Source organism: Rhodococcus sp. 15-725-2-2b (assembly GCF_002259075.1).
Lineage (GTDB): Bacteria > Actinomycetota > Actinomycetes > Mycobacteriales > Mycobacteriaceae > Rhodococcoides.
The window spans coordinates 147,509-167,463 of sequence record NZ_NPFL01000023.1; the positions used below are offsets into that span (position 1 = coordinate 147,509).

Consider the following 19,955-nt stretch of genomic DNA (forward strand, 5'->3'; position numbering starts at 1 on the left):
TGCAGGGGTGGGCCGGATGCGGTCGGCGGCGCTCTAGCTGCGGCGCACGAGGATCGAGGTGGAGATTTGATCGGGTAGCAGCACACCGACGCCGAGGCCGGCGGCGAACGCTGCGTCTTGGAAGGCGAATGCGCGCCGCAGTCGCAGGCGGGAGCGGGCGGCGAGTGATTCGGTGACGGCGGCCGCGTTGGCGATCTCGTCGACCGATCCGACGGTGATCGTCAGTAGTGCCGAATAGCGTTCGTATCCGGCTCCGGAGACCATTTCGCGGCGGGCCTGCTCGGCGATTTCGTGGCGCTTCTCCGACCCGGCGGAGGTGATCTTGTTTCCGCGAGAGTTGATCGCGTGCAGGGCGTCTCGGTGTTGCTTGTCGACTTTCTTCGCGGCGTCCCCGGCGGTGTAGGGGCGGTAGACGAGGGTCAATCGCTTGCGTGGGAGGTCGTCGTGCGGCTGCAGCAGGGGTTTGAGGACGGTGTCGGTGAACACCGATTCGGGAGGTGCGGCCATTTCCCAGACGACCGAGACACCGCCGTCGTGACGGTAGTGACCCCACTCGGTCTTCGCCCGTCCCGGTCCGGCGTCGTCCCAGTCGACTCCGTGCTCTTCACCGGAGATTTCGAGTTCCTCGAAGTCGTTCTCGGTCGAGGGGTTGTAGGAGCGGTGCACGGCCGCGGTGATCTCGGCGGCGGTCATCGGCTGGGCGTCGATCCCGGCCCCGGAGAGCGACTCGTACAGATCCGGCAGACGGCGGGCCAGTTCGGTGGCCATCTCTTCGGGGTCCTTCTGGCGTTCGCGGGTGGTGGCGCGGAAGGTGATCGACAACCGCGCGAGGGTGCGGTGGCGACCCGAGGGCATCCGGACAGCGGACTGCTCGACGAACGACGCCGCCAGCGGCGGTGCGGTGGGGACGAGTTCGTGTTCGGCTCGCCGCGCCAATCGCAGACCGGTGGCGGGGATGTTCTCCACCACCACCACGGCACCGACGATGTCGCCGGGCAGGCCGAGGTCGGCGAGGTAGACACCCCAGTCGGCGGTGTAGAGGTCCTTGTCGCGCTGGACGATCGCCTCGTCACCGCCCGGGAGGGCATCGAACACGACGGTGTAGCGGTGATCGTCGGGGTTGTGGATCATCCCGAACTCGTTGCCGTGTCGATCGATTCCCATGTAGACCTTGGTGCGGGCGAGTAGGCCGGGGAGTTTGTAGCGGCCACCGGGGATCCTCGAGTGCGGTCCGGCGTGGTACTCGGTGGACTTGTCGATGTGCTTGCGCCGCATCCATTGCATTCTCAGTTGTCCTGTCTCGTAGAGAGTTCGACCGTTCGGGGCGATGACCAGTGGGGTGAGGATGAGCGCGCCGACACCCATCAGGGCGAGCCCGACGACGACGTGGACGAAGATCAGGACTGCGAACGAGACCGCGAAAAACCCTGCACCGTAGGCAATGACCTTCGTCGGCAGGCCGAACGCGAACGTGCTCTGCGGCCGGTTGCCGGCCGAATAGATCGGCGGCTCGTACGGGGCCTCGAGCTGGGCGCTCATCGTTGAATCCGTCCGTGGTAGTTGCCGACTGCGCCTTCAGCGGCCGAGCCGAGAGTGGTCGAGACCGATCCGGCGGTGCGGCCGACGGTGCCCGCGGCTTTGAGTGCCCCTGCTGCGCCGCGCAGGGTTGCTGAGGTTCCGGTGCGGCCGGCCGATGCAGCGGCCGTTCCGACTCTGCGGGCTGCGCCCATCGGCCCGGACGATGCGCCCGCGTGCGAGGGACTCGATCCACCGTTGTAGCGGCCCTGGAAACCGGGGGACGAACGTGCGCCGGTACCGGCCGCACCCGAAGACCCGCCCTTGCCGCCACCCGAGGATCCGCCGACGGAGTTCGCGACCGAGCCGAGGGCACGTGATGCAGCCATCCCACCGGCACCCATCACCGCCCCGCCTGCTGCGCCGAGCTGACCGACTTCGCGGCCACCGGCGGAGATGGTGTCCGCTGCGGGAGCGACGATCTTGATCAGGGTCGGCAGGGAGAACCCGATGATTGCCAGGAGGACGGAGCCGATGATCACCGTCGCGATTTGGTCCGAGCTCGACGCCGACGACGCCCAGAACGCGAACAGGTACAGCAGCGTCGCGACCGGCTTGAACAGCAACGCGCCGAGAGTGAAGGCGATCATCGACTTGTAGGAGCTGCGCCCGGTGCCGGTGGCCGACGCGGCAGCAGCGAGCGGGATGACAGCAACGACGACACACAGCACCGCCTCACGGATCAACAGTGCGATCAATTGGGCGACCGACCCGAGGAACGCGAACCCAGCGCACGCGAGCGCCAGGATCGGGCCGAGACCGGTCTTGTCGTCGAACGCGGTGATGGCAGTGATCTTCTCGTTCAGATCTCCGCCGACGAACTTCTCCAGCGCATACGACGAGGCGATGTCTCCGCCTTGGTGGAACATCAACACCAGAATCGGCAGCAGTGACACGGTGACGACTGTGCGGACCAACATGGTCGCGGTCTCGGTGGCCCCCTCCATCACGGCTTGTTTGCGGGCGATCGCGAGCTTGATCATCGCGATGATGATGGAGGCGAACAGGGCGACGACGGTGAACCCGGAGATGAGGTTCCGCAGACCCGACATCGCGTTCTCCGCCGCGAGGCCCGGGATGCCGGAGGACATCCAGAACGTCATCACCGACCGGAATGCTTGGGTGTTGCCTTCCATCACCGATTTGGCGAAGTCCCCGACCGGGTCACCCCAGAATGTCGAGACTGCGGAGTCCACAGCGGTAGAGAACGCGTCACCGGGATGATCACTGAACGCTGAGTCCAAGCAGAAGAACTGGTCGGCGGCATCACGTCCGCCGACCGCGTCCAGGAATTTGTCAGCAAGCCCGCCTTCGACGATCACATCCGATCCGTCGGTCAGGCATTCGCGGCGTTGCTGCTGGAAGTCGTTGCCGTCGGCGTCGGGGTTGATCTGCTCGGTCAGATTCGGTGCTGGGGCGGGGGTGGGGTCTTGGGCGTGTGCGAGTCCGCTGGCCCCGACGACCGCGATCAGCGACAGTAGCGCGATGAGGATCGCGCGGGCGGCGAAGGCCGCTGCGCGCGTCACAGTGCCCACCGGGTGAAACCATCGAGCGAGTTGTACGGGCCGAATGAGGCGGGTCCGGTGGCTTCCCGGGCTTTCCATGTGCCCTGGTTCCACACCATGTTCAATCGCAGGCCTCCGTAGACCGGTGATTGCATGCGCTGGCCACTGTCGTCGACGTCACGAATCATGGCGAGTTCGACGACGGTGAAAGTATCCGTGCAGGAGAGGATTTTGAATGCAACCGGTGCCCGCAGTGCCACAGTGCCGGTGTTGATCGGCCGGTTCTCTTCGACTGCTCGTGCGTCCTGGCCGACGACGTCGCTGCCGTTCAGGATCAGCTTGTCGCCTGCCTCGATAGCAACCTGCCCTCCCGCGAGTGTGCGAGGCAGGATGTTGGCGGCGGCCAAAGCCGCTCCCTGCGGGGTGCGGGTGTAGCCGGCGAGGACCAGGCCGTCGATGTACGACGGCCCGTCCGTTTCGGAGTAGAGGGTCGAGACACCGAAGTTACGTTGGATCATCATCGACTCCGGGGACGTCACCGGTTGCCCGTCATTGGTGCATTCGACACGTAGGCCGGTCGGCTCACGCTGCGGGAGCGGTTGGCCAGCAGGGTTGTTCGGGACCATCACCGTGCGCCCGGACAGGTCCGCATCGGGAACACCGAAGCCTTCCGTGCCGGTGTCGAGCTCGGAGTCACCGGTGGCAGGTGCTGCTGTCGTGGGCGTTGGACCAGCGGTCGTCGGCGGGGTGTCGTCGTCGTTCATGTTCGGGATGATGAACACGATCGCGCCGACGATGGCGATGATGACGATCGCAGCAACGGTAATCAGAACGGTACGTAGCCGACGGTTCATGGGGTGCGCTCCAAAGTGGTGTAGCCGTCGAGGGAGTTCAGTTCGACGGCGTCGATGTTCTCTTGCGCGGTCGGTAGGACGATGCGCCAGTCGTCAGCGATCCATTGCAGTGCAACGGGATAGGAATAGATCTGGTCGTCGGTGCCGATGGTTTGTGCCACCGACACCCCCGCCGAGAGCGGATCATTGGAGTAGTCGGTGACCTCGAACCCGACGAACTGCGGTGCAGCGTCGGCCGGGACGGATCCGGAGACGGTGACGGCGGCGCGTGCGGCCGCGAACTCGTCACGTCCGGGCCCGGGTGCGGTCACGGTGTTGACGACTTCCGGCCACGCGCGGTCATCGGCGACGGCGAGTGCGGTCTGCCCGTTGATCGCGGCCAGGACAGCACCTTGTGGGGTCTGTGCATATCCGCTGCGGTTCACCGATGTCCCAGCGAAGGGCCCGTCGACCCGCGATGTCGGCACCGATACCCCTGCGACCTCGCGCCAGGTCAGCTCGGCCGGGGCGGAGCGCAGATCCGGTGCCGGATCCGGGGTGGCGGTCGGCGTGTCGTCGTTGCCGGATCCGCACGCAGCGAGTGCGAGGACGGTCGCCGCTGTCGCGGCGATCCGGAGTGTGCGGGAGACGGTCATCAGGAGAATGCCTTTCGGGTCGATGCAGTTCGGGCGCAGGAAATGTCGGTGTTCTCAGGCGAGTACGGCTTGGGCGATTCCGGATGCGGATCCGATGATGGCGGCACAGATCAGGATCCGGGCCAGGGTGGCGTCCTCGACCATCTGTGTTCCGGTGGATTTGCGTTGGTTGACGAACACCGCCCCGCACACGAACAGTGCTGCGATGCAGGTGACGATGGCGAACCAGAGCAGCCACGACAGGCCCGTCATGACCGGCTGCCACACCTCGTCGGGCCACTCGACCGGTGAGGTCGGTGGTTGCGCGAGCACGTCGGTGTTCATGTCATCGCCGCCGTGACCACTGTATTCGCCACTCCAGCAACGAATCCGAGCAGTATCGACGCATACAGCAGTCCGGTGGCCCGCTGGTTGGCCTGACACCAGCGGCCCCTGAATTGGTCGTACGCAAGCTCACCGCCGCCGACCATGACTCCGACAATCGAGGCAATGATCAGACCCCACAGAGTCCAGTTCACGATGGTCATAGGACGAGCATGTTGACCAGGCCTGCGGCACCACCGATGACGATGGACCCGAACAGTCCGCCGACGAGTTTGCCGGTCGCGTTGCCGCCTTGGCCTCCGCCGGAGATTTTCTCGTACGCGAGCATCGCGCCACAGATCATGATTCCGGCGACGGCAGCGATGATGCATCCCCACATCAGCCAGGACAGCAGGGTCAAGATCTTGTCCCCGGTGGGGCCGTCCGGTGCTTGGGGGCTGACGTCGCCGATGTTCTGCGCGAGGAATGTGGTCGTCGATGCGGTGAGGCTGGCAATCATGGTGTTCTCCTTGGGTGTTGGTTGAGAGGGTGCGGTTCAGTGGCCTGACGCATTGCGGGCGGCGGTGAAGATCTCCCGCCCGATCGCGGCGAGTTCGTGGTGTGGGCTGGTCGTAGAAGGGGCGGGGGCTCGCATCCGCCCTGGTGGGGGTGGGTCTGGTTCGGTGGGGGTCCAGATCGCGAGTTCGTTCTGTCTGTGGGTGCGCAGATCCTCGACGTACGGGACTCGCCACACCGCTGGTGCTGCGGAGGCGACGACGTCTGCCCATCGGCGCAGGGTCTTGGGGAGTGGGCCGGGGGCGTCGGGAACAAGGACCAGTCCCAGGAGAGTGCAGTCGCCGACGAGGCCCGCCTGAGCTTGCAGGAGAAGATCGTGCGCGGCGTCGAGGCCGGCCCGGTCCGTACGGCACACGACCACGACGTTGCGGTGCCGGTCGGCTGCGGGCCAGCCCCGGCGAGCATCGCCCGCCGGGGCCCAGATCTGAGCGAGTGTGCCTGCGCCGGAGCGCCCGTGAGCGGCGAGGAGCCACATCACGGGCGGGCGACCGTGGACTGCAACCGGGTCGTCGTGAATCGGTGCTCGGCGTTCGGGCGGCGGTATCCGCAGCCCGGCCGGGGTGACCGACACGTCGTCGTCTCGGTAATAGTCATGGTGCTCAGCTGGTTGTGCGGCCATCTCGGGCGCACCTCCTTCTCCGGCGTTCTCGGTCACCGAGTGGTGGTTGGTGAGACGGTGGTCGGCACAGCGGCAGAAACAGAGGGGGTCGTCGTGGTGGCCGCTGAGGTCGTCGATGCGGTTCCGGTGGCTCCGACGGTGGCGTGGGCGGCGAGGATGCTGCCGGCACTGCGGACGGTGTCGGTGGTGGCGAACAAGGCCGCACCCTGTTTGATCACTGCCCCGACCTTGTCGGCGAGAGACTGATCGCCGGTCAGGTCAGCGGCGAGTGCGACGATCCACCGCACGGTCAACTCGACGGGGGTCTCACCTTTGGATCCGACCGGAACACTGTCGTAGGAGCCGTGTTTGGTGGCGGTGTTCCAGTACGAAGTGTCGGTGACGAGCTGCGCGAGACCGGCGTTCTCGTCGATGGTGTTCGACACTTCCTCGAACGCGACGTCGACGGCCGAGTCGATGGTGGCCGGGGGCACGAGCTTGACCGCCGAGGACAGCACTTTGGTGGCGAGTATGCCGAGGGCTGCGGGTGGGTTGGTCAGGCCGACGGTGGCGAGCTGGCCGATCGTTTCGGGGGTGATGACGTCCTTGGCGACGGTGATCGCCGCCCCGATGGCCATACCGGCGATCTTGGTGACCGCACCGACCGCTTCGTCGATCATCTCGTCGGTCGAGGTGGCGGACGGGTCGGAGTACTTCGCCATCTTCGACAGCACCGTTTCCGACGACGAGTTGACCTCGAATCGTCCTGCCTTGGAGTCGAAGTCGATGTTGTCGTTGATCACCGACGCGCCGGTCATCAGGGCGGTGCGTCCGACGGCGGTGGAGACGTCGGTGAGGATCCGGACGGGGTCGCGGGTGTCCATCGAGGACTGTCCGGCAATGGAGGCCACCAGCTTGGCGGCGGGGGCGTCGATCGGGGTGTCGCACGCGAGATCGCCTGCGGTGCAGTACGAGGCGACCCGGTCCGAGACTGCTCCGAATCCGGCGATCTTCGGTGTCGGTGCGATACCGCCGCCTGCGGGGGCGGCTGCGGCGACGGCCGGGGCGAGTTGGACGGTGTCCACTGCTGCACCGCTCGTTCCCGGTGCCGGAGCGGGGGTGGAGCCGCCGCCGGCGATGACATCTTCACCTTCGGCGCGGGTGGGGTCGGAGAACAGTGCTGCGCCGGCGAAATGGTCGGCGTCGACGGGTCCGGTTCCTGCCCCGATGTCGCGGGTTACCTGAGAGGCGACCTCGCCGCCCTGGGAGTAGCCGGAGAGGAAGACTTTGGTGCCGGGGCACCGTGCGGCGATGTCGGAGATCATCTTGGTGGTGTTCTCGACGCCGATGTCGACGGACTGGGCGTAGGGAACGGAGCTGCGGTCCCCTGGCTTGCCGCCGAACGATGCCGGGTAGGGAACGTAGCTGCGTTCGAGAGCTGGTCCGTCGCCGGAGTTCGCATCGCGCATCGCGGGCACGGTCAGGCGGGAGAAGAAGCCGGAATCGGTGTCGGGTGAGGTGTTCTCGTCGATCTCGGTGGTACCGGGGACGACGACGAGATGCAGCACCGGGCACTCCCCGCTGCCAGTGTCCGGTGGGGTGGGTGTCGCGGACGGCTGCGCGGCCGCGACACCACTCGCGGAGACCACGATGGTCACGGCGGCGGTAGCGGCGAGCAGGCGCACGGTCAGGCGGCGAACCTGGTCGATGGATGTGTGCACGGCTTCTCTCTTCTTCGGTGGGATCCAGCGGATGTGCCTGGTCATGGGGGTCAGCGGGAGACGATGGCGGAGATGAGCGTCGTGCCGTCCTGCTGCTCGGTGGTGGTGATCCGTTGGCGGCTCATGCGTCCGTCGATGCCGGGGCCGCGCTCGACGACGGTGACGTCGTAGATCCCGGCGTCGATCGGGTCGGCCAGGACGCAGAACTCGATATCCGGTTCGAGCTGGTCGATGCCCGCTTGCAGGCGCTGCGCGGACGCCATCACCGCGTCGGGTGCGCCTGCTGCGCGGGCTGCGGCACCGTCGCGGTCGAAGTAGAAGGCCTTCTCGAACCGCCAGATCGCCACCGCGCCGGGGTCGTCGCTGTCTTCGGTGACCGGGTCACCGTCGGCTTGCCCCCGGCACCAGGTGACATCGGCGGCCGCAGCTCCCGCTGCAGCGGGAGCGGCCGAGGTTGGAGCTGCTGTGGTGGTGACGATCTCGTCCGGGAGAAGTGCGGGCGTTGGTTGCGGTTCGTCACCGAATCCGGTGAGCACCAACCCGGCTCCCGCTACTCCCCCTATCAGGACCGCGAGTGCTGAGGTGACGGCGACAGTGGAGCGGTGGCGTCGCCACCACGACTGTGGAGCCGGTCTGGGCGCGATGTAGGGGCCTCCAGCGCGAAGTAGAGAGGTCCGTTCGTCGAAGGAGCTGTATCCATCCGCTGGCCGGGCGGAGCCCATGTCCTCCGCAGAGTCGCCAGCGAACCAGTCGTCGTCGGGATCGACGTCGGTGTGGTGCTGGTCGGTCAGGACGGTCAGTCTGCGCTCGGACGCTGCAGCGGCAGTCTCTGTGTCGGCGACGACAGGGTCGGCGAACCAATCATCGGAGCTGTCGTCGGGGGTCTCTCGAGGTGCCACAACAGGGCCTTTCCGAGTGTCGAAGTGCAGGAACGGGATCGAACCTTCGGATACAGCCCGCCCACCGGTGGTCGGGCTGCACCCGGAGATCAGATCGCGAGGTTCAGGCCTGCCAGGGCAGCGTTCGCCTGGTCGAGAACCGGTGCGACGGCAGTGCTCACCGCGGCGACGGTGTCAGCCACAGCGGGCTGCTCGAGCACTGTCGAGGTGAACTGCGTGGCCTGCTCGAAGGCCGGTTCGGTCCACACCGGGGCGTCGACGGCGCTCTGAACGCTGGGGGCATCCAGTGCCAGCGGCGCGGCGGTGACCGGCGGGGCCGGGGGTGCCGGGACGGCCTCGCGTGCCGGGAGCGGGGCGGGCTCTTCGATGATCTGCTGCTCACCGCCGAGGACGGTGGCACCGAGGACGCCACCGATCGCAGCGCCTGCACCGGTCAGACCGACAACGATCGGTGCCGACAGGGCTGCGCCGACGCCTGCTCCGGCGAGTGCTGCTGCGCCGGGGATGAAGACCCAGCCGACCGGTCCGCCCCAGACGATGGCTCCGGTGCCGGTGGTGGCAGCGACGCCGAGTCCGCCGCCGATCGCAGCGGCGGTACCGGTGATGACTGCGGCCGGGACGGCGGATGCGGCGAGGCCGGCCGCGCCACCGGCGACGACGCCGGTGATGGTGCCCGCAGCGATACGGTCCGCGCGGGACGCGTCGGCGAATCCGTTGTCCACGAGCCAGTTTCCACCGTCGGCCTGAATAGCGGCTCCGGTGTTGTTGAACTGCTCTACCAAGTTCGGATCGAGCAGGTTCGGGTCGTACGGCACGAGTTCGCCGCCGACGAGGACATAGCCCTCGGGTGCGTCGATCGGCGCAATGACCTTGCGCTGCACGGTCGGAACCGGCGGCGGGGTCGGCGGGGCCGCTTGCAGGGCGGGCGGTGCGTCGGTCGGTGCGGCCTGCGGCGCGGGGGCGGGCGCAGGCTCATAGTAGGTGTTCTGGTACGACGACTGCTGGTTGCCGGACCGGTAGTCGTTGTAGCTACGCCATTCGGTCTGCTGCACCTGGGGTGAGGCCTGGTAGCCGGGCAGGAACTGGCGTTCCTGGGTCGGCGCGGGCGGCGGCGCGACGGGGGTGGTGTCGGTGGTTCCGGACTGTGCGGTGTCGGGTGCGGTCACGAAGTCCTGTGGTGCTGCGTGTGCGGTCGCGGTGCCCCACGCGAGGGCGACGGCCACGGGAACGGCAGTGAGAACGAGAGCCCGGTCCCTGCGGCGGCGGTGACGCCCACCGATTCCTTGCTGAGGAGACATGAGTGGTGTGCCTTTCGTAAGCCGCTGTGATGCAGCGGTATTGGGTGATGTGTGACAGGAGTGGTTGATGGTGGAACCACCACTGTCCGCGCTGGGGAACGACCGAAAACGAGGGTCAGCCTTCGGGTGATCCCTCAGCGCGGACGGCGGGTGATGCCTTGGGAGTGGATGCCAGCGGGCGTCCGTTGCACGCTGGCATCCACGAGCTGTCAGCCCAGCAGGCCGAGCTAGAAGCGAAGTTTGCGAGACAAGCCGAGGAAGCTGCGTATTCCTTTCTGGTAGCGAGTGATTGGGTCAACAACCGGCAGGTTCGTGCGGTTCGGCACATGATGAGTGAAGCGTTACCGTACGACCCTCGTGCCGGGTCACCAGATGAGAGTGAGGGGCAGCCTCAACAGGAAACATGCCGGGCTCCATCTCAGGATTTTTCTTCGTGGCAAGGAGCTTGAGCTGGCGTAGATGTGCAGATCGAGCTCCCAGTCACTCGTGGTGAAACGTGGCGGCCTGGCCCCGGGCGGTGGGGCCAGGCCACCACGTCCTGAAACCGGCACTTGTTGGGCAGGTGCCGATTTCAAGCATTAGGCTCGTCAGGCGACGTGCTGGAGGTCAGAAAAGTTCGGCTGTTTGAATTGGCTCGATCGAGATGGCCACTGTGTCAGGATCTGGCCCGTGGATTCGTCGATCTCTTGGTGAGGCCGATCGCGGTCGTGCCCACCGTCGAGTGAGCACGCGACGAGGCCGATGCCGGCGACCGTGGTGAGGGAGGCGCACGGAGTCGACTCTGTGTAGCCGTGAGGGGGCATGGGGGCGGGTCGAAATCGTAACGGTTGAGGTTTCAGCAGCGATGTCATAGGTGCTCCAGTCGTGTGGACTGCGCTGTGCACCTAGGCTGGTAGGCCTGCGGGTGCCGTGTGTTCAGGCGCAGTTGTCATTCGCAGATACGGGACCCCGGGGCGTTCGGACGCCAATCACTTGCGCACCCGGGGTTTCTCTTACTTTGCTTCTGCCCCTCTTTCGATCAGGGGCATCGCCACCTCCACGTTTGCGACGGTGGAGGGTAACTGCCTGTCCTCCAGGTCAATAAAACGGTTCGACCTATCACGACATTTGCATCGTTTAAGGTCATGCACAGATTAGACCTTAGTGGAGGTGCGGCATGGTGTCTAGCAATGAACGGAATGCGACAGTGAGTCGACGCGTCTTGCGGGGGTTCGACCCGGCACGGCTGACGTCGCTGCGTGAAAGTAGAGGCATGAGCCGGGCGGATCTCGCACGAAAGTCCGGGCTCGGAGGTGCCACCGTCCAGCAATGGGAATCCGGCACCCGGAGTCCTCAGGTCGACACCCTGGCCCTTGTTGCGAAGACCCTCGGCCTGCCCATCAGTGAGCTTGTCGACGTACCCAGGGATCAGCGCTTCCCTGGAGATTGGCGCGTCCTTCTCGGGCTTACGCAGCCGCAGCTGGGCCAGCAGGTGGGTATCAGTACGTCGATGATTGCCCGTATCGAGCGCGGCGAGGTGAAGTTGACCGATGAGAATGCTCGCCGCCTTGCTGCGGCGCTCGAGATCGGGATCGATGAGCTCGTTCGCAGTTACGAGCGTGCGCGAGACCGGCCGGCTGGCGTTCAAGCGTGACGAGGCTCGCCAGTTCCTGAATCGGCAACGTCGTTGAGTCGACGTCGTGAACCGCAGCGACGGTAAGGGTGGCGCGGCGGGCGTCGGCATGAGTGCAGTATGTACCGGCGATCGAAAACAGAGCAACTTAGAAGCAAAATTTTTGCAAATTAGACGGGTTCGTAGCGACAACCTCGTAGTCCTGAGCTGCTTCTATGTCCATCCGGTACATTTACTTGGGAATTGCGATTTTTTTGCTTACCGGACATAGGATGCAGTAATGCAGGAAACAGACGACCTGGCCCGTTTTGGCAAGGTGGTGGCGGCGCGGCGGGCAAGGCTTGCGTTGACTAGGTTCGAGGTCCGTGATGCTGGTGGACCGTCGGACACCACACTTGGCAACATCGAAAACGACACTCTCGGTCGGGCGCCCAGTCCGGCCGTGATCAGGAAGCTCGACCAAGGCCTGCGGTGGAGCAAAGGGAGCGCAGCTGCTGTTCTCGCCGGTGGCGATCCTGTCCCCCTGGAGAGCCTGTCGAACAGAAACTCCAGATCGAGCAGTGCCGCCGCCGAGCCGGATGCAATTGTGCTTCCCCTGGACGAAATCAACAATCTGTTCGGGCTGCACCGGCAGCTCAATGCCGCGCACGAGAGCTGTCGTGGCGCGGATCCCCCACTAGAATACTTCGACCAGGTCGTCGGGGGATTCAACGCCTTTGTTTCCCGCGTAGCCGGACGGTATGCCACCGCGGTCTTGGAAAGAAGTGGGGGCCCTGGGAGAACCCTCCCTCCGATGGCGGAGATGGCATTCGGCCCCCTCCTCGATAAACCCGCCGCCGACTACGACCCGGTCGAGCGCGAAGAACAGCTCTACCGTCGCTGGCTGGCTGGGCGGCACGACGACATCGACGACGAGCTGGACGCCAGGTTCCAGGAGCGATGGGCGGAGCGCGAGTGAAGCAGTTGAAGTTGCGCAAGAAATGGGCAAGGGTGCTTGCTCGGGACCAAGCCTCTCGTAGTACTCCGCGGGGAGAGAACGTTCGGAAGGAACAGACCACAATGGACAGCCAGCTACCGCTACACGATCGAATCAGCAGGCTATTCGGGGGCTTCCGACATCTGGGGACACTCGATGATCTGGACCCGCAGGTCGCGGCGCATGTGAGCAAAAGCGTCGGTCGCCACGTCACTGCGGAAGAAGTGAAAGTGCTCCGCAGCCAGGCGGTCGACGACGCCGAACGAGACGTCCTCGAGGCAGTAGCGACCTTCTTCGAGTCGCCGGTTACCTACCTGGTCGGCACCACTGCCGAGCAGATGGACTATAACGCGCAGCTCGATTACTTCGACAATGTTCGGAACTCCCAGGCCACGGTATTTGCTCTACGAACTCGGGTACCGCAGCTGACTCCGGCGATCGCTGAGCGTCTGAGCGAGCTGGTCCGGGACACGCACGGACGTTTCGAGAAGCAGAATCGGCACGAACCGGCCGAAGCTGGCGAATCGACATAATGAGCTCGGTCCGAGACGCTGCCGCTGCAGCGAGAACTATCGACGACCCCGAGCTACGTGCCAGATCCTTCCTCGACACACTGCAACTGCAGTTCACGAGACCCTGGTCGATCGACCGATTCGTTGCCGAGGTTGGGTTCAAGATCGGCCGCGTCATTGTGATCCTCGATCTACCTGACGATCTGAGCGAAAGCGGCGAGGTCTCGGGCTTTTGGGTACGAACTGCCCCGGTCGATGTCATCTACGTCCGTGCGGACGTAGATCCGCTCTTCCGTGAACAATGCATCCTCCACGAAGTCGCACACATACTTCTCGGTCATGATGCCGATGTTGTTGTCACCGAGGACATTCTGGTCGAATCGTTCATGAGGATGGCTCCTGCCATTCCGAGGACAATGATCAGCGCACTTGCCGAGGAACAACGGGCGAAGGTGTGCTTCACACGAGTCCCGGATTTCCTTCAGCCCATCGAAGCAGAGGCCGAATGGCTCGGCACACTCATGCTTGCCCGCGCCGATTCCCTACGCAAGCCGTTCTACCCGGAGAACATCGACTCGAAAGACAAGGAGACCCTGCGCCGGGTGGCCACAATTTTTGGGTGGCAGATGTGAGCACGTTCTTCGAGGCGATACTGCCAATAGTGTTGCTGGTGTTCGGTCTTCAACGCCTACCGTTGTACAGGCGGAGGCCGCAAACTCGCCCCATGACGGTGCTACTGCTCACTCTCAGCGTTGCGCAGATGTTCAGAATTCATGCGCTGGCAGACGACAAGCTTGACCCTGTCATACACGACGTAACGGGCCTGTGGAACATATCTGTTCTGATAGCTCAGGCCATGGCGATTTGCGCCGCAACCCAATGGGTCGGGATGGTGGCTCACTCGACCCAACGTAGTTTCTCGCGTCGCTCTCGCTACGCGGTCACCGCGGCGTTGGTTGTCGGTCTGGTCGTCTCTTTTCTCCTTTCCCCCGCGCCGTCGAGACCTACATATTACCTAAGTCAGACCTTTCCAGCCGAAGGCTGGATGCTGGTCTACTGGGTCATCTTCCTCGGAAGCCTGTCGCTGTGCGTGGTAGTGCCGTTCTACCTGTTGGTTCGCATGGCTCTGATCGTGAAGACCGGAGAACTAGCGCGCGTTCTCACCGCTGCTGCGGTGGCGTGCGGGATGATCCTGCTCTACGCAGTTCACAAAATCGTCTACCTAGTTGCGTTCACCCGCGGCACAGAGAACTGGTACACCGACCACACCGTTCAGATATCGCTCTTCCTCATCATGTCGCCCCTGCTCGTCGCCGGATACGTTGCGTGGGTGTACATCTGGACGACACTGCTTCCTCGCGTCCAGCGGTACCGACGCATCGTTGCGTACATGGATGAGTGGCAGGCCTTGGCGACTCGAAGCAACGCCATCCTTGCGGACACTCTGATCCCGAGCTCCAAGCGGGCTGCCTGGCGTGCCAGCAGAAACTCCGTCGCGTCTACCCGACTCATGGTCGAGATGGTCGACGGTGAAGACGGTAAGGCAACTTCCGCGGGGGCGACTAGAAGATGAACGGGATCAAGCGCTTAGAGCGCGTCATGTATTCGGCGTACCCCTCTCCTATGCCCTCGAGCATCGCGGACTCTTCCGACGGGATCCGGTGGACATATCCCCCCGCCAGAAACGACACCATGACGGGGGCAAGCCAGTTCCCGTACGCGATGGAGAATCCCAGCGCGCAGATCAATGCCCCCGTGTACGAGGGGTGCCGAATCAACCGGTACGGGCCCGTCTGCACCACCAGTTGCTCTGGATGCGTGTGGACCTTGAACGTGAAGGACTCCCCGAGCTTCCGCGCCGAAGCCAGCCGGAGGGCCTGCCCGAGTGCAGCGGTGGTCAAGCCCACGACGAAAATCGTTCTCCGGTGCCGATTAATGACGGTTGCCGGCGAGGCCACGCTCAGCACGAGGCCTCCGCCGTACGCCAGTGCAAGGCCACGGCCAACTGCTCTACCGGACCCGTTGTCCCGATTCACAGAGCCCGCTCGCGGCCTCCGCTTGCCCATCCTGTACTCCGACAACGCAAATCCCGCGAAAGCGGTAGCCAAAACCACAGCGGCCGGTCGACTGGTCACGAACAAGGGCAGCCTCTTGACGATCATGCGACACAGCTTCTCAGACTCAGTAGCCGCTCCGAGACGAGCAGGGTACCGACCAACTTTAAGGACCAACGCATGACGACGGCGACACTACCGATCAAAGGCCTGGCACTGGTCGGGGTCGGTGCGTTCCTCGCCGCATCCTCCGCAACAATGTCCCTGTACATGGCTCCACAGCTGGTGAAAACGCCTCTCGACGTCGACTCCGCAACGGTCGCAACGGGCACCGCGACCTTGCTCGACACCGAAGCGCTCGTTCAGGGCGTCTCGAAAGTCGATCGCGACGTTCCCATTCGTGTCTTACAGCAGGTTACTGTCGAAGAACCGTCCGACAGCAACAAGATCACCATGCAATCCGCTGTTTTGTTGCAACGAGACGACAGACCTGGTGAACGAGGAACGGTCAACGCAACCGTCGACAGATTCACCGCCGACCGCAGAACTGCGATGCCGATGGACGATCCGATCGGGTCGATCCAGAAGTACGACGATCAACCCGCCGACGAAGTCACGCACGACGGGCTCTCGCTCAAGTTTCCGTTCGACGTCGAAAAGAGGTCCTATCCGTACTTCGATACGACCACGCGCCGCAGCCAGGACGTCCAGTTCGACGGCGAGACCAACATCAACGGCCTGGACGTCTACCGTTTCGTTCAGGACATCGCGCCCTTCGACACCGGCGGCAAGCTCAGCCTCCCTGCGTCGTACTGGGGTATCGACGGGGACGAAGAGATTCTGATGCACCGGTTCTACAAGGCACGCCGTGAGCTGCTCGTTGAGCCCACGACGGGTGCAATCGTCTTCGGGAAACAAGCGGTTCACCAGTACTACGGACGTACCGCTAACGACCCGTCGGCGGTCACCATCGTGGAAATGTCGCCAGAGCTCGACGCTGCCACGGTCGACGAGCAGGTGCAGCGGGCAGTCGAGTCCAAGCGTCTCATCGACTGGGCTGAGACATACGGTCCCGTTCTTCTCGGGCTCGCCGGTCTCTCTGCATTCGCACTCGGCGTTGGGGTGTGTTGCCGTCCGAGGCCCCCAGGGCCGAGTTCGCTGAATTCTGACGGACCGGCTCCTGGCGACAGAGGGGATGACATGCAGCAGCAAGCGACCGAGAGGACACTGTCGTGATCGATTGGATAGCCAAGGCACAGGAGCTTCGCAAAGAGGTCTTGGAACCTGCTGCGGCAGTGGTCGACGAGACCGCTGAGATTCCTGAGTCGCACTTCGACTTACTGGTCAGCCAAGGGCTCTACGGCGTAGCTTTAGGAAGCGACAATCCGCTCCAGACCATGTCCGCCGTAGGGGAGATCCTGGTAAGCGGTTGTTTAGCAACAGCGTTCGTATGGGCCCAGCATCACGGCACTCTCCTCAGACTCGCTACGTCGGGGAACGAGTCACTCAAAGCAGAACATCTCTCAGGCTTACGGATGGGCACGATTCGCGCTGGCGTGTCAGGCAGTGGCTACGCCTCACCGCAGCGACCCCTCGTCCGGGCCCACCGGACTGCGGATGGCTATCGGATCGAAGGCTGTGCGCCATTCGTGACTGGGTGGGGCATGATCGACGTCGTTGGAGTAACGGCGTACGACCAGTTAAACGACTCGACGGTCACGTTCCTCGTTTCGGCAGCAGGCGGTAGGGGCCTGTCCCATGAGCCGCTTCACTTGGCTGCAGCCAACGCATCTCGCACTGTCTCGCTTAAATTCGACGGCCTTGCCGTAGCCGACAGCAATGTCATGCACGTGCAACGAAAGAGCCTGAGCAAGCAAGGGCCAATGTCGACGATTGATCGTGCAATCGTTCGTATCAACGGCTCGCTGGCACTCGGGTTGTCGAGTCGATGCCTGACTGCCTTGGATGAGCTTGGTCAGAACAACCAAGCACTCACAGACGGGTTTATCAACCTCCGAAAGTCGTTGAATGAGGCCGTAACCGACACGAGGATCGATATTCACGAGGTACGAGCGCAGGTCTGCCGCTTCGCCGTCGACGTATCGGCATACTTCACAGCTGTAGCGGGCAGCAAGGCTGTGAGGCGCGGGGGGCTGGCTGAACGCACCGCACGCGAGGCGAATTTCGCGCTGGTTTGCACTGCCACTGCCGAGATACGCGCTCATCTACTGGCCAGCATTGAGCAGCAGCAGTCGATTGCCCAAACAAGCTCAGAAGGGTTCCAATCGAACGGGTTACTCACATCAATGTAATTTCCTTCGACGCTCTCGGCGTGTCTGAGCCCGTCGAACATGATTCTGCATCAGGATAGGCACTGGTTGGGACCGATGATGCAGATGAAGGAGGCCACGCTATGCCGATGCCCAGTAAGGGTGACCGGAAGCCGTTGACTGTCCGAATCCCGCTAGAGCTCATAAAAACGCTCGAAGAACAACAGAGTTCAGCAGGTGTGACATCTCTGGGTCAGTACCTGGCCGATCTCATCGCGATCGTGAATGACCGCGAGGACCTCGCGCTTGAACTCAACCGACCGCGAAACCAAGGAGTGTTGCCGCTGACTGCATGATCGTTCTGTCCCGAACTGACATTCGGCACATACGACCAACTGAATTAGCGCAGCACAGATAACGAAAAACCCCCGGCGGGCGGGCCGAGGGTTCTCGAAGTCAGAGAAGCGAGTGACTAGCTCGCAACTCGTTCTGTGGTGCTTTCCCCGAAGGGACTGTCTTGGAGGACATGTCTCAGGGTACATCGTGCCCTGAAGTAGGTACAAGATTGAATGCTCGTGTCGTCCATCCGGATGCGACTGCGGACCGGCTGTGGCGTCGTTTCGCACCGGCCATTGCTGCGCGTCGATCGATGCGTCTCTACGACCCGACGACCCGTAAATACGTGTCCGCGGGACCGTTGACCGTCAAACGGCCGGTACTGCCAGCGGCTGTGCCGCTGTTCTCACGCGCGCGCGCCGGCATCGTTGCCCTCGACTTCGACACCAAACACCACGGTCACGCCTGCGTTGTCGCCGACGTGAGGCGTCTGCTGGCCTGGTTGACCGAATGCGGTGGCCGCGCAGTCGTCGACCAATCGGCCAGCGGCGGCCGACACGTGCTGATACCGCTGGCACCGGGAAAAACAGTCACCGCCGACGAAGTACGGCCACTGCTACGTCTTCTTGCAGCGCGACTTCCGACGTTGGACATCACACCGATGACCAACCACAAATCCGGGTGCATCACCGTGCCGGGCTCGCAGTGCAAAGAAGGTGGCTACCGCACCCTCGTCGACCTCGACCCGGCTACAGCGGCCGACATCCTGACCGTCGGGTCCGATGCCGGCACACTCCAACGCCTCGAAGCCCTGCTCGGAGGAACGGGCCGCACGGTCACCAGCCCGATCGACACCCACATCCGCGCCGAGACGTCCACTGAACGCGTCCTCGGCAGCAGCGATGACGCCCGGTTGCACCCACGTTTCTGCCGTTCCGCCCCGCCGCCTCGCTGCGTCCTCGACTTCGCCAGCACCGGCCGCATCGACACCCGCCGCTGGCCCTCACGCTCGGAAGCACGCCAATCCGTCATCACCCACGCAGTCCTCGCCGGAGCCAGCGCCACCGAAATCCTCACCCGCGTCTCTGAGCCGGCATGGGCGGGTGTGCGTGCCGCATACGCCCGCTACGCCGAGCCCGAACGCGCCATCCGCCGCGACACTGCCCGCGCCCTCGACTGGGCCGCATCGACACTCCCCGAGCCAGTCCGGGATACCGGGCACAAGCAAAAGCACACAGGGGGTACCTACGATCCGGTACTTCGTTTATGGCTTACCCACGCCCAAACCTGGGTCGCCTCCGAGTTTCTTCATCGCCGGGATCGCTGGACCACCCATGCAGTCGTTCAGGCACTGGCGTGGGCTGCCGCAATGTCAGGGCAGTTAGTGGAAGGCGTCCCCACTGTCGGTGTCGGTGGGCGGTCACTGTCCATCGCCGCCGGCATGCTCCCCGAATCGACGGTGTGGTCCGTTCTGGAGCGGCTGCGGGACATGGAAGGCTCACCGCTGTTGCTGATCGAACGCGGAGTCGGCCAGAACCCCGATCGGTACGCACTAGTGCCCACACATGCGGGACGTGCGGCGGTAGTCGACACCGTGGCAGGGCCAGCCGAAGTGGAGTCGGTACACCCGGCGTGGAGTGTCATCGGGTGGCGTCACCGCGTCCTCTACGACGCAGTAGTTGCCGCAGCCGAGCCTCTGACGGCGGATGAGTTGTTCACTGCCATCGGGATGGGACGCACCAGCGGGTACGAGGCTCTGCTGGATCTACGCGTCGCCGGGCTCCTCACAATCGAGAACACCCACATCGGTATCGGGCCCGTCGAACTCGACGACATCGGCCATCGTCACGGCCTCACCTCGGCCGTTCGTGCCCGCATCGTGCGCCACCGCGCCGAACGCATCGTCTGGCGAGAATGGCTCGCAGCCCGGGAGGAAGCACGCACCCCGCCGGAGCCCGATCGGTCGGTGTTCGCGGTCGCCGACGATCACCCGGCCGATTCACCCGACCACGACTACATCCTGGCCGTGATGAACACCGGCCCACCGGACCCGTTCTAACGCACCGTGTATCGGCCACGAGTTCAGGGTGACACCGAGCACCGGCCTTGTTCGCTTTACTCGCTCTGGCCCTCCTCCAGCGCGGCTGGAGGCTGCAACGCCGGACCGAACTGGACTCTTGGTGCACTGGCGCTGTGTGGATGCAGGGCGGCGTGAGCGATCGACGTGCTCG

20 protein-coding genes are annotated in these 19,955 nt (G+C 64.2%); 8 read left to right on the forward strand and 12 right to left on the reverse strand.

What is annotated here, in order from left to right; translation table 11 throughout:
• Window positions 1-33: 33 nt before the first annotated feature.
• From CH306_RS27565 to CH306_RS27615, 11 genes are all read right to left on the reverse strand, one after another.
• Window positions 34-1,539: an SCO6880 family protein gene (locus CH306_RS27565; protein ID WP_094648437.1), complete on the reverse strand. Its 1,506-nt coding sequence runs from the start codon at window positions 1,537-1,539 to the stop codon at window positions 34-36.
• On the reverse strand, window positions 1,536-3,110 hold the full coding sequence (locus tag CH306_RS27570; protein ID WP_094648438.1) for a hypothetical protein: 1,575 nt from the start codon (window positions 3,108-3,110) through the stop codon (window positions 1,536-1,538). The genes CH306_RS27565 and CH306_RS27570 overlap by 4 nt, the downstream gene beginning before the upstream one ends.
• Window positions 3,098-3,934: a hypothetical protein gene (locus CH306_RS27575; RefSeq protein ID WP_094648439.1), complete on the reverse strand. Its 837-nt coding sequence runs from the start codon at window positions 3,932-3,934 to the stop codon at window positions 3,098-3,100. Before CH306_RS27575 ends, CH306_RS27570 begins: the two co-directional genes overlap by 13 nt.
• Window positions 3,931-4,569 (reverse strand): hypothetical protein, encoded by a 639-nt coding sequence (locus CH306_RS27580; protein WP_094648440.1) that lies wholly within the window; start codon window positions 4,567-4,569, stop codon window positions 3,931-3,933. Before CH306_RS27580 ends, CH306_RS27575 begins: the two co-directional genes overlap by 4 nt.
• A gap of 54 nt (window positions 4,570-4,623) precedes the next feature.
• The gene (locus CH306_RS27585; RefSeq protein WP_094648441.1) at window positions 4,624-4,893 is read right to left on the reverse strand and encodes a hypothetical protein; all 270 of its coding nucleotides are present in this window, start codon (window positions 4,891-4,893) and stop codon (window positions 4,624-4,626) included.
• Window positions 4,890-5,096: a hypothetical protein gene (locus CH306_RS27590; RefSeq protein ID WP_027494129.1), complete on the reverse strand. Its 207-nt coding sequence runs from the start codon at window positions 5,094-5,096 to the stop codon at window positions 4,890-4,892. The genes CH306_RS27585 and CH306_RS27590 overlap by 4 nt, the downstream gene beginning before the upstream one ends.
• Window positions 5,093-5,392, reverse strand: a complete 300-nt coding sequence (locus CH306_RS27595) for a hypothetical protein (protein WP_051364808.1) — start codon at window positions 5,390-5,392, stop codon at window positions 5,093-5,095. Before CH306_RS27595 ends, CH306_RS27590 begins: the two co-directional genes overlap by 4 nt.
• A 36-nt stretch (window positions 5,393-5,428) precedes the next feature.
• The gene (locus CH306_RS27600) at window positions 5,429-6,067 is read right to left on the reverse strand and encodes a DUF6668 family protein (RefSeq protein WP_027494127.1); all 639 of its coding nucleotides are present in this window, start codon (window positions 6,065-6,067) and stop codon (window positions 5,429-5,431) included.
• Window positions 6,068-6,099: 32 nt separating this feature from the next.
• Window positions 6,100-7,812, reverse strand: coding sequence for a cutinase family protein (locus CH306_RS27605; protein WP_094648442.1), 1,713 nt, complete (start codon window positions 7,810-7,812; stop codon window positions 6,100-6,102).
• A 5-nt stretch (window positions 7,813-7,817) separates the two neighbouring features.
• The gene (locus CH306_RS27610) at window positions 7,818-8,666 is read right to left on the reverse strand and encodes a hypothetical protein (protein WP_094648443.1); all 849 of its coding nucleotides are present in this window, start codon (window positions 8,664-8,666) and stop codon (window positions 7,818-7,820) included.
• 89 nt (window positions 8,667-8,755) lie between these two features.
• The gene (locus CH306_RS27615; protein WP_068050844.1) at window positions 8,756-9,964 is read right to left on the reverse strand and encodes a hypothetical protein; all 1,209 of its coding nucleotides are present in this window, start codon (window positions 9,962-9,964) and stop codon (window positions 8,756-8,758) included.
• Window positions 9,965-11,120: 1,156 nt separating this feature from the next.
• On the opposite strand from CH306_RS27615, the gene CH306_RS27625 reads away from it, so the two are divergent.
• From CH306_RS27625 to CH306_RS27645, 5 genes are all read left to right on the forward strand, one after another.
• A complete protein-coding gene (locus CH306_RS27625; RefSeq protein ID WP_027494123.1) occupies window positions 11,121-11,597 on the forward strand; it encodes a helix-turn-helix domain-containing protein in 477 nt (158 codons plus the stop codon).
• Between the two features lie 259 nt (window positions 11,598-11,856).
• Entirely contained in the window at window positions 11,857-12,534 is a 678-nt protein-coding gene (locus tag CH306_RS27630) for a helix-turn-helix domain-containing protein (RefSeq protein WP_032407514.1), read from the forward strand.
• 101 nt (window positions 12,535-12,635) lie between these two features.
• Window positions 12,636-13,085: a hypothetical protein gene (locus CH306_RS27635; protein WP_027494122.1), complete on the forward strand. Its 450-nt coding sequence runs from the start codon at window positions 12,636-12,638 to the stop codon at window positions 13,083-13,085.
• Window positions 13,085-13,696, forward strand: coding sequence for a hypothetical protein (locus CH306_RS27640; RefSeq protein WP_027494121.1), 612 nt, complete (start codon window positions 13,085-13,087; stop codon window positions 13,694-13,696). The genes CH306_RS27635 and CH306_RS27640 overlap by 1 nt, the downstream gene beginning before the upstream one ends.
• A gap of 92 nt (window positions 13,697-13,788) precedes the next feature.
• On the forward strand, window positions 13,789-14,637 hold the full coding sequence (locus CH306_RS27645; RefSeq protein WP_139278505.1) for a hypothetical protein: 849 nt from the start codon (window positions 13,789-13,791) through the stop codon (window positions 14,635-14,637).
• Here the strand turns inward: CH306_RS27645 and CH306_RS29695 are convergent.
• Window positions 14,627-14,971: a methyltransferase family protein gene (locus CH306_RS29695; RefSeq protein WP_231893830.1), complete on the reverse strand. Its 345-nt coding sequence runs from the start codon at window positions 14,969-14,971 to the stop codon at window positions 14,627-14,629. The two genes, CH306_RS27645 and CH306_RS29695, sit on opposite strands and share 11 nt — an antisense overlap.
• Before the next feature lie 327 nt (window positions 14,972-15,298).
• On the opposite strand from CH306_RS29695, the gene CH306_RS27655 reads away from it, so the two are divergent.
• The 3 genes from CH306_RS27655 (at window position 15,299) to CH306_RS27665 (ending at window position 19,783) form a co-directional block, all read left to right on the forward strand.
• Entirely contained in the window at window positions 15,299-16,354 is a 1,056-nt protein-coding gene (locus tag CH306_RS27655; RefSeq protein ID WP_051364804.1) for a DUF3068 domain-containing protein, read from the forward strand.
• A complete protein-coding gene (locus CH306_RS27660) occupies window positions 16,351-17,430 on the forward strand; it encodes an acyl-CoA dehydrogenase family protein (protein WP_051364802.1) in 1,080 nt (359 codons plus the stop codon). Before CH306_RS27655 ends, CH306_RS27660 begins: the two co-directional genes overlap by 4 nt.
• A gap of 523 nt (window positions 17,431-17,953) precedes the next feature.
• Window positions 17,954-19,783 (forward strand): hypothetical protein, encoded by a 1,830-nt coding sequence (locus CH306_RS27665; RefSeq protein WP_139278506.1) that lies wholly within the window; start codon window positions 17,954-17,956, stop codon window positions 19,781-19,783.
• Window positions 19,784-19,955 lie beyond the last annotated feature (172 nt).